Source organism: Streptomyces sp. DvalAA-14, assembly GCF_900091855.1.
In the GTDB taxonomy this organism is placed as follows: domain Bacteria; phylum Actinomycetota; class Actinomycetes; order Streptomycetales; family Streptomycetaceae; genus Actinacidiphila.
Genome location: NZ_FMCH01000256.1, coordinates 1 through 9227 on the forward strand (window position 1 = coordinate 1; position 9227 = coordinate 9227).

General features: G+C 72.1%; 8 protein-coding genes and 2 pseudogenes. 2 read left to right on the plus strand and 8 right to left on the minus strand.

Annotation, left to right across the window (positions count from 1 at the left end; genetic code table 11):
- From GA0115240_RS13250 to GA0115240_RS13265, 4 genes and pseudogenes are all read right to left on the minus strand, one after another.
- Positions 1 to 278, minus strand: a pseudogene (locus tag GA0115240_RS13250) (hypothetical protein); the annotation flags it as partial.
- Entirely contained in the window at positions 275 to 931 is a 657-nt protein-coding gene (locus GA0115240_RS13255) for an aminodeoxychorismate/anthranilate synthase component II (RefSeq protein ID WP_093736877.1), read from the minus strand. The pseudogene GA0115240_RS13250 and the gene GA0115240_RS13255, both read right to left, overlap by 4 nt.
- Positions 928 to 1128, minus strand: a complete 201-nt coding sequence (locus GA0115240_RS13260) for a hypothetical protein (RefSeq protein ID WP_093736878.1) — start codon at positions 1126 to 1128, stop codon at positions 928 to 930. The genes GA0115240_RS13255 and GA0115240_RS13260 overlap by 4 nt, the downstream gene beginning before the upstream one ends.
- Positions 1129 to 1238: 110 nt before the next feature.
- Positions 1239 to 2024, minus strand: coding sequence for a DUF881 domain-containing protein (locus GA0115240_RS13265; RefSeq protein ID WP_370673331.1), 786 nt, complete (start codon positions 2022 to 2024; stop codon positions 1239 to 1241).
- A 160-nt stretch (positions 2025 to 2184) separates the two neighbouring features.
- Here GA0115240_RS13265 and crgA point away from each other — a divergent pair, with 160 nt between their 5' ends.
- A complete protein-coding gene (gene crgA / locus GA0115240_RS13270; RefSeq protein WP_093736880.1) occupies positions 2185 to 2442 on the plus strand; it encodes a cell division protein CrgA in 258 nt (85 codons plus the stop codon).
- Between the two features lie 251 nt (positions 2443 to 2693).
- Here the strand turns inward: crgA and GA0115240_RS13275 are convergent, their stop codons facing one another.
- Entirely contained in the window at positions 2694 to 3560 is an 867-nt protein-coding gene (locus GA0115240_RS13275; protein ID WP_093736885.1) for a rhomboid family intramembrane serine protease, read from the minus strand.
- Between the two features lie 135 nt (positions 3561 to 3695).
- On the minus strand, positions 3696 to 4229 hold the full coding sequence (locus GA0115240_RS13280; RefSeq protein ID WP_093736881.1) for a peptidylprolyl isomerase: 534 nt from the start codon (positions 4227 to 4229) through the stop codon (positions 3696 to 3698).
- A gap of 214 nt (positions 4230 to 4443) precedes the next feature.
- On the opposite strand from GA0115240_RS13280, the gene GA0115240_RS13285 reads away from it, so the two are divergent.
- The gene (locus GA0115240_RS13285; protein ID WP_093736882.1) at positions 4444 to 5265 is read left to right on the plus strand and encodes a DUF5324 family protein; all 822 of its coding nucleotides are present in this window, start codon (positions 4444 to 4446) and stop codon (positions 5263 to 5265) included.
- Between the two features lie 133 nt (positions 5266 to 5398).
- Here the strand turns inward: GA0115240_RS13285 and GA0115240_RS13290 are convergent, their stop codons facing one another.
- Positions 5399 to 6982 carry an MFS transporter gene (locus GA0115240_RS13290; protein WP_093736883.1) on the minus strand — a complete coding sequence of 528 codons (1584 nt, stop codon included), beginning with the start codon at positions 6980 to 6982 and terminating at the stop codon, positions 5399 to 5401.
- A gap of 136 nt (positions 6983 to 7118) precedes the next feature.
- Positions 7119 to 9227 (minus strand): annotated as a pseudogene (locus tag GA0115240_RS36850) (AfsR family transcriptional regulator); the annotation flags it as partial.

Here is a 9227-nt window from a genome sequence, read left to right on the forward strand (position 1 = left end):
GGCGCCGACGGCAGGTCGGTGGTGAACGGCCGGGCGTAGAAGGGCGGTGGCGCCGCCGGGGCCTGATCCCGCGCTTCCGGGCGGACGGCCGGGGCCTGCTCGGGCCGCGGCTCCGGTTCGGGCGCCGCGGGCGGCTCCTCGTCGCGGACGACGGGCGGACGGTCGGGCAGCGGGTCGTTGAGGGGGTCGTTCAGTTGCTGCACGACAGCGGCGAACTGCCCGGTGTCCTCATAGGACATCGGGCCGTCGGCGGCACGCTCCGGGCGGAGCGTGGTCACGCCCCGGCCCTCCCCGTATGGCTGCCCGCCCCGACGACCGGGGCGAGCCCGCGGGAGCGGCCCACCGCGCCCGGATCGCCGCATTCGGCCAGCCAGTTGGCCAGCATCAGGTGGCCCCATTCGGTGAGCACCGACTCGGGGTGGAACTGCACACCCTCGACGGCGACGTCCCGGTGCCGCAGTCCCATGATGATCCCGTTCTCCGTCCAGGCGGTGACCCGCAACTCGTCCGGCAGGGTGTCCCGTTCGACGGCCAGCGAGTGGTAGCGGGTGGCGGTGAACGGCGACGGCAGGCCGGCGAAGACACCGGCGCCGTCGTGGGTCACCGCCGAGGTCTTGCCGTGCATCAGCTCGGGCGCGCGTCCGACCACTCCACCGTAGGCGACCGCCATCGACTGCACACCCAGACAGACGCCGAACAGGGGGACCGCGGTTTCCGCGCAGTGCCGGACCATGTCGACGCAGATCCCGGCTTCCTCCGGAGTTCCGGGGCCGGGGGACAGCAGCACCCCGTCGAAGCCGTCCTGGGCGTGGGACAGCGCCACCTCGTCGTTGCGCAGCACCTCGCACTCGGCGCCGAGCTGGTAGAGGTACTGGACCAGGTTGAACACGAAGCTGTCGTAGTTGTCGACCACGAGGATGCGAGGGCTCATAGGACGGCGGCCACCCCGCTGACGGCGTGGAGGCCGCTGTTGTTGTCGACGGTGACCTGGTTGAACGGCAGCAGCGGCTCCGCCCAGGGGAAGACGTACTGGAACAGCAGGTAGACGACGGCAAGAGCCAGCACGAGTGAGGTGAGCGCCCTCACATACGCGTTGCCCGGCAGATGTCGCCAGATCCAGCCGTACATGTGCTGCCTTCCTTCCGAGTCCCCGGAACAGAGTAGAGGGCGATCGCCCATGAGGGGGGTTCTGCTGGTCAAAGCTTCGGCATCGGTTCATCTGCCGCTTCGGGGCGCGCTCACGGCGGGCTCACAGGCGTCGCATAGTGGAGGTCGACCGAACCGGCGTAACCCGGCAGTGTGGTGGCGCTCCGCTCGGAGACCTTCCAGCCCAGCCCGTACGCCCGCACGTACTGCAGGTAGTTCTGGACGGCGGGGCTGGCGTCCAGCGCCTGGTGCAGCTTCTTCGGGTCGCCCACGGCGGTGACCCGGTAGGGCGGGGAGTAGACGCGGCCCTGGAGGATGAGGGTGTTGCCGACGCAGCGGACCGCGCTGGTGGAGATCAGCCGCTGGTCCATGATCTGGATGCCCCGGGCGCCGCCCTGCCACAGCGCGTTCACCACGGCCTGCAGATCCTGCTGGTGGATGACGAGGTCGTTGGGCTGGGGGTCCGGGACACCCGGGACCAGGGCCGCGGCGTCCGGCGGGGCGTCGTTGAGCGTAACCTGCACGGAGGGGCCGGTCAGCGGATCGGTGCCGACCACGGCGTCGAGGCCGTCGATCCGGCGGCGCTCAGCCGTGGACAGACCGGCGCTGCCCTGCCGGGTGAGCCGGTCGACGTCCCCGCGGTCCGCGGCGACCTGCTTTTCCAGCTGTTCGTTGTGGCTGCTCTTGCCGCGGACGTTGTCGGAGAGTTTCGGCAGCGGGTCGTCGCTGCGGATGTCCACGCCCTTGGCGGTGTCGAAACTCGTCCAGAAGATCAGTCCGGCCAGCGCGAAGACTCCCGCGCTGAGCACCCGCAGCGCTACCGTGCGGTGGGCAGGACGGGAAGAAGGGGTGGGGGAGGTGCCACCGGCGTCGGTCACCAAATACCCTGTCTCCTTAACAACCCGGGGAAGCACTACGCTAACGGACGCCCGGAAGCGCCAGTGCCGCCCCAGGTACCCCATCCATCCGCACTCCATCCGCCCGGCTAAGCCCGCGACATCCGCGCGGTTACGCAGCGCATCGACAGGAGAGTCCCTCGTGCCGAAGTCACGGATCCGCAAGAAGGCCGACTTCACCCCGCCTCCGGCCAAGACGGCCACCGCCATCAAGTTCGGCAACCGCAGCGGCTGGGTGGCCCCGCTGATGCTGGCGTTCTTCATCGTCGGGCTCGCCTGGATCGTGTTGTTCTACGTGACCCAGGGGAGCCTGCCGGTGGACGCGCTCGGCAACTGGAACATCGTGGTCGGCTTCGGCTTCATCGCGGGCGGCTTCGTCGTCTCGACGCAGTGGAAGTAGGGGTTGTCCACACGGTTATCCACAGTGGGGAAAAGGTCGGAAGATCTGTGGATAACCTCTACGAGGTTGACGCCGGTACGACCGGCGACGAGACCGGTGGCGCGTAAGCGGCCACCGGTTTTTCGTTGATCTTGCAGGGAAAACGTCGATCGGGCCGGTCCCGCACCGCCGATCCCCCGCGTTGTGCACAGGTCGCGCAGGCCCACCTACACGTTGTGGATAACGTCAGATCAACGCCAGGGACACGGCCGTTAGGACGTGACCTGGGCCACAGCGATCGCGCTGATCACCAAAGCCGCGACCAGCACCACCGCGCTGGTCCCCCACTGCACCAGTGCCCGGTGCTCGCGCGGGGCGTAGGCGAGGGCCAGGGCGATCAGCGTGCCGCCGGCCAGCCCGCCGAGGTGCCCCTGCCAGCTCACCCCGCTCCAGGTGAAGCTGAACACGAGGTTGAGCGCCAGCAGGATCAGGATCGGGCGCATGTCGTAGCGCATCCGCCGCATGAAGACCGCCGTGGCGCCGAACAGGCCGAAGATCGCGCCGGAGGCGCCGAGGGTGGGCGAGGACGGCGCCAGCAGCAGCACCGCGGCGCTGCCCGCGACGGCCGAGACGAAGTACAGGGCCAGATACCGGCTCCGGCCGAGCATCCGCTCCAGCGGTGCCCCGATCCACCAGAGCGACAGCATGTTGAAGCCGATGTGCAGCGGGGGCATCGCGTTCTCGTGCGCGAACGCCGACGTCAGGATCCGGTACCACTGGTCGGGGCCGTGGGCGACGCCGATGCACCCGTGCTGCCCCGACGGGAGCTGGCCGCAGACCGCGTACAGGTCCAGCCGGTTGACCAGCGCGTTGCCCTTCGCGAGTTCCAGCAGGAACACCGCGATGTTCAGCCCGATCAGGATCTTGGTGATCAGGAAGGGGTCGGCGGCGACGCTGCCGCCGGCGACCGTGCGCGGCTGGACCTGCGCACCGGCGGCCTGGCCGACGCACTCCTTGCACTGGAAGCCGACCGACGCGCTGACCATGCACTGCGGGCAGATCGGCCGGTCGCAGCGGGTGCAGCGTATGCCGGTCTCCCGGTCCGGGTGCCGATAGCAGGAGACCAGCTGCTGGTCCATGGTGACGTCCTCCACTCCCCTGGTGCCGACGCGCTCGGTGCGCTCGCGCGCCCCGCCCACTGGATACGTGCGGACGGGGCGCGATGTTCCCGAAGCGTACGGGATCGCGGGTGCCGAGGAGCGGAAGGTGCGGTATCAGTCGCCCCGCTTCTCCACCACGACCGTGTTGATGACCACGTCCTCCAGCGGGCGGTCGGTCCGCGGATTGGTGGGCGCGCCGATGATCCCGTCCACCACCTTCTTGCTGGCGTCGTCCGCGACCTCGCCGAAAATGGTGTGCTTGCGGGTCAGCCAGGCCGTCGGCGCGACGGTGATGAAGAACTGGGAGCCGTTGGTGTGCGGCCCGGCGTTGGCCATCGCCAGCAGGTAGGGCTTGTCGAAGGCCAGGTCCGGGTGGAATTCGTCACGGAACTCGTATCCCGGGCCGCCGGTGCCGTTCCCCAGCGGGTCCCCGCCCTGGATCATGAAACCGGAGATGACGCGGTGGAAGACGGTGCCGTCGTAGAGCTTGCCGTTGGACGGCTTGCCGGTGCGCGGATCGGTCCACTCGCGGGTGCCCTCGGCGAGCCCGACGAAGTTTTCCACGGTCTTGGGTGTGTGGTTCGGCAGCAGCCGGATCACGATGTCGCCGCGGTTGGTCTTCAGGGTGGCGTAGAGCTGCTCGGCCACGATCTACCTTCCATAGTCCTCGCTGACGGGGACAAATCCTTTCACGGCCCGGTCGCCACGCGCCGGGTTCCCGCGGATCACAGGCCCCTGGTCTGCCGGGAAAGGTCGCACTGACCCATATGCCGTGCCGCGCATGCCGTACTGGCCCCGGACAGGCATGATTTCAAACCGGGTGGACAGGCGGAAACCGTACGCCACCGAGGAGGAGGTTCCTGTGACCCGCATCGACAGCGTGCGCCACGCGGCTGACGTGACCAAGGACAGCGTGCGGCACGCCGCGGAGGTGGCGGCACCGTACACGAGCACGGCCAAGGACGGTGCCGTGCACTACGGCAGGCAGGCCGGTGTCTACGGCAGGCAAGTCGGAGCGATGGCGAAGCAGCAGTACGACGCGAAGCTGGCAGACCGTGTCGAGCAAGTAGTGGAGCAAGTACGCGAACAGGCGGCCGCGGCCGTGCCGCCGAAGGCCGCGAACGTGGTGGAGACGGCGGCGAAGCGCACCCGGAAGGGTGCCAAGGCCGCCGCCGAGTACACCGCGCCGAAGGTCGGCACCGCCGTCGCGGCCACCCGCGCGGCGGCCGGTCCGGCCAAGGACGAGGTGGTGCTGCGCGGCGGCGCCGCTCTGCACGCCCTGCGCGGCCAGGTGTCCGCGGCCGACATCGACCGGCTGGTCCGGCGCCGGACGCGCCGCGCCCAGACCGGCCGGGTCTTCCGCGGGCTGGTCATTGTCGGCCTGGCCGGCGGCGCCGCGGTCGCGGCGTTCAAGTGGTGGAGCAAGCAGTCCAACCCGGACTGGCTGGTGGAGCCGTCGCAGGCGACGGACCCGCTGGAGGACGCCGACACCGCGGCGATGAACGGCAGCGGCACGCTGACCGTGGTCGATCCGCTGGAGGAGACGCTGGCCGACGAGAGCGGTTCGGTGACCGGCTCGGTCAACGGCTCGGTCAACGGCTCGAACCCGGACCGGGTGGACGGTCTCGACCCGGAGGTGGAGGCCAAGCAGGCGGACGCCGATCACCGGGACGACGAACGCTGAGTCCGACACCTGGCCTCTTCGTACGGCGGTGCCGCAGCGGGGCGGGGAGAACCTCCGGGTTCTCCCCGCCCCGCTGTGCTTGCGTTCTCCGGCCGCCGGCCTTCCGGCCGGAAGGACGCCTGCCCTCACCCGATCAGGCGACCTGCTGCCCGGCCGACGTCCGGTCGGGCAGGTCGGGTTCGGCCAGCACCGCCGGGACCGTCCTGAGCGTGCGCAGCGCGGCGAACGCGCCCAGCGCCATCACGGCGGCGGCGATCAGGGTGGTGGTGTGCAGGCCCGCGGTGAAGGCGTGCCGGGCGGCGTCGGCCACCTGCTGTCCGGTGGCGCCGGGCAGGTTCCCGGCGACCTGGACCCCGCCGGTGACCGATTCGCGGGCGGCGGCGGCCTGTTCACCGCTCAGCCCGGCGGGCAGCGTCATATCGGCCCGGTAGACGGCGCCGAGCACCGAGCCGAGGATCGCGATGCCCAGGGCGCCGCCGAGTTCCATCGCCGTCTCCGAGATCGCCGCCGCGGCGCCGGTACGGCTCCTGGGCGCGGTGGCCAGGACGGTGTCCGAGGTGATGGCGAAGACGAAGATGAGGCCGACGCCGTTCACGATCAGCACCGGCAGCAGCCGCCAGTAGTCGGTGTGCGGGGTGACCATGCCCAGGCCCGCTGTGCTGCCCGCCATCAGCAGCAGCCCGAGCGCGACCGTGCGGGCCCGGCCGATCCTCGTGATGAGCGCGGTGGCCAGCGGCGCGGCGAACGCGGCGGACAGCGGGCCGGGCAGCAGGGCGAGGCCGGCGGTCAGCGGGGACCAGCCGCGGACCACCTGGAAGTACAGCGAGCAGCCGAGCGACAGCGTGGACGAGGTGAACAGCGCCACGGTGTTCGCGGTGATGGCGCCGGAGAAGGCCGGGGAGCGGAAGAGCCGCAGTTCCAGCAGCGGTTCGGCCAGCCGGGTCTGGCGGCGCAGGAAGGCGGTCAGGGCCGCGGCGCCGAGCGCGGCGACCGGCCACACGGCGGGATCGTGCACGCCGTCGCGGGCCCCGGTCTTGACGGCCCAGATGACCGCGAACAGCCCCACGACGGACAGCGGCACACTGACCAGGTCGAGCCGGCCCGGGTGCGGATTGCGGGACTCGGGCAGGATCAGCGCGCCGGCGATCAGGACCAGGGCCATCACCGGCACATTGATCAGGAAGACCGAACCCCACCAGAAGTGGTCCAGCAGCAGACCGCCGACGACCGGTCCGAGCGCGAAGCTGGCCGCGCCGACGCCGCCGCTCACCCCGACCGCGGTGGTCCGCTCCCTGCTGTCGGTGAAGGTACTGCGGACCAGGGACAGTGTGGACGGCATGATCGTGGCGCCGGCCAGGCCCAGCAGCGCCCGGGCCGCGATCAGTGTCTCGGCGTCCGGCGCGTACGCGGTGAGCGCGGAGGCGGCGCCGAAGCCGGCCACCCCGATGAGCAGCAGCTTCTTGCGGCCGACGCGGTCGCCCAGATGGCCCGCGACGATCAGCAGGGCGCCGAGCACCAGGCCGTAGACGTCCACGATCCACAGCAGTTGGGTGGCGGACGGATGCAGTTGCCGGGCGAGCGAGGGGACGGCGTAGTTCAGGACGCTGTTGTCGATGCCGAGCAGGGCGGCGGCCACGCAGCAGATGGCCAGTACGGCCCAGCGGCGCGCACCGGCCTCGGGCGGGGTGTCGCGCACGTTCGCGGATGGTGTCGTCATGCCCCGCAGCGTGGACGCGACCGCTGACCGCGGGCTGACGGCGGCCGCACCGCGCCCGCACCGGCGGCCGCCCGGGTGCCCCTCGCCGCGCCCACACCCCGCTTCCACTCCACGGGAGACCGCACCGCAGGGGCTCTCACCCAGCGCCGAGGAAGTCCGTGAGCGCCGCCATCGCGTCCTCCCGCGACCAGTGCGCCGTGCCGGCCAGCGCGGCCCGGTAGTCGGTGGCGCCCAGTGCCCGGCGGGCAGCCGACGCCGACGCGTCGGCGTCAGGACCGTTGGGCGGGCTGCCGCGCAACGCCCGCGCGGCCCCGAGGAGGAGGGCGGCCCGGCGCGGGTCGCCCTCCAGCAGCGCGAGCCCGGCGGCGGCTTCCGCGGCGGCCGAGGCCGCCAGCGGGAACCAGGTCACCGCCGCGTCAATGGCCACCGCCTCCCGGAAGCGGGCACGCGCGGTCGCCGGATCGCCCTCGGCCACCGCCAGCCGGGCCATCGCGACCAGCACGGACGCGCGGGTGCCGTTGCCGGAGAACCACCCGACCGGGCATTCGGCCAGTGCCTGCCGGTACAGCTCGCGGGCGCCCGGCAGATCCCCGCCCAGCCGGGCCGCCTCGCCCAGTCCCAGATGGGCCAGCGCCAGCGTCTCGGGAGCGCCCGCCCGGCGGGACAGCACGACCGCCCGCTCGCAGGAGACGGTGGCGGCCGCGTGGTCACCGGCCCGCAGGCTGTACGCGGCCCGGCTGCACAGCAGTTCGGCCATGTCCAGAGCCGAGTCCAGCTCCGCCGCGAGCACCAGGGCCCGGCCGAGCAGGACCACCGCCTCCCGGGGTTCGCCGCGGTAGTCGGCCAGGTCCGCCAGGACGTTCAGACAGGTGATCATGCCCCAGCGGTCGCCGACCCGGCGGAAGCCGTCGAGCGAGATCGCGCACTCACGACCCGCCAGCTCCGCGTCCGCCGAGACCATCCAGGACTGGAAGCCGAAACCGAGGCGGAACAGCGCCCGGTACCAGGGATCGTCGTCCCCCTCGGCGAGGAACTCCTCCAGCGCCGCCAAGGTGTCCACATCGCTGTCCGGCACCCCGGCGAACGGCGCCCACAGCAAGGTGAGCACCGGAAAGCGCCGGGCCAGCCGGTTCATCGCCTCCACCACCCGGGTCGCGGCGGCCACATGGCCGGCGAACTCCGCCGTGTCGGAGAGCGTGCCGACTACCGCCATCACGCAGAGCGCGTACTCCTCCTCCATGCCCCGGGGCGGGTTGGGCCCGAGGGCCGCCAGCACCCGCCGGGCCGGCACCACGCCCTCGTAGCGCACCCCGCGCAGCAGCCAGTACGAGGACATCGCCGCGATCAGCCGCATCGCGGTCGGGACGTCCCCGGCGTCGAGGCTGCGGTGCAGGGCCGCCTGGAGGTTGTCGCGGTCGCCGGCGAGCAGCCGCAGCCATTCCAGTTGCTCGGTGCGCCGCAGATGCGGGTCGGCGGTGAGCGCGAAATCCAGGAAGTACGCGGCGTGCGCGCGCAGCGTCGTGGCGCTCTCCCCGGCTTCGGCGAGCCGCTCGGCGCCGTAGGCCCGGATGGACTCCAGCATCCGGTAACGGATCCGGCCCGCCCCCTGCGGCTGTTGGGCCACCACCAGGGACTTGTCCACCAGCGCGGCCATCAGGTCGAGCACGTCGTCCGGCTCGATCCCCTCGCCGTCGGCGCACACCGCCTCGGCGGCGGCCAGGGTCCAGCCGCCGGCGAAGACCGAGGCGCGGCGCAGCGCGGCCCGCTCGTCGTCGGGCAGCAGGTCCCAACTCCAGTCGACGACCCCGCGCAGGGTGCGCTGCCGCGGCTGGGAGGTGCGACTGCCGCCGGACAGCAGCCGGAAGAGCGCGTCCGGCCGGACGCCCGGGCGGTACGCGGCCTCCTCGTCGGGCGACGCGCCGAGCCGGTCGGCGATCTCGCTGACCGACAGCGAGCGGAGCCGGGCCGCCGCCAGTTCGATCGCCAGCGGCAGGCCGTCCAGCGCGGCGCACAACCGCAGCACGGCGTCCATGGTGGCCGGATCCGCGGTCGGGTCGAAGTCGGGACGCACCGCGGCGGCCCGCTCGACGAACAGCCGTACGGCGGGGGAGGCGAGGGCCGCTTCCCGTCCGGTGCCCGGCGGCGGCAGTGCCAAGGTCGGAATCGGGCACAGCGCCTCGCCGGCGATTCCGAGGCCCTCCCGACTGGTGGCGAGGACCCGCAGCCGCGGCGAGGCTACCAACAG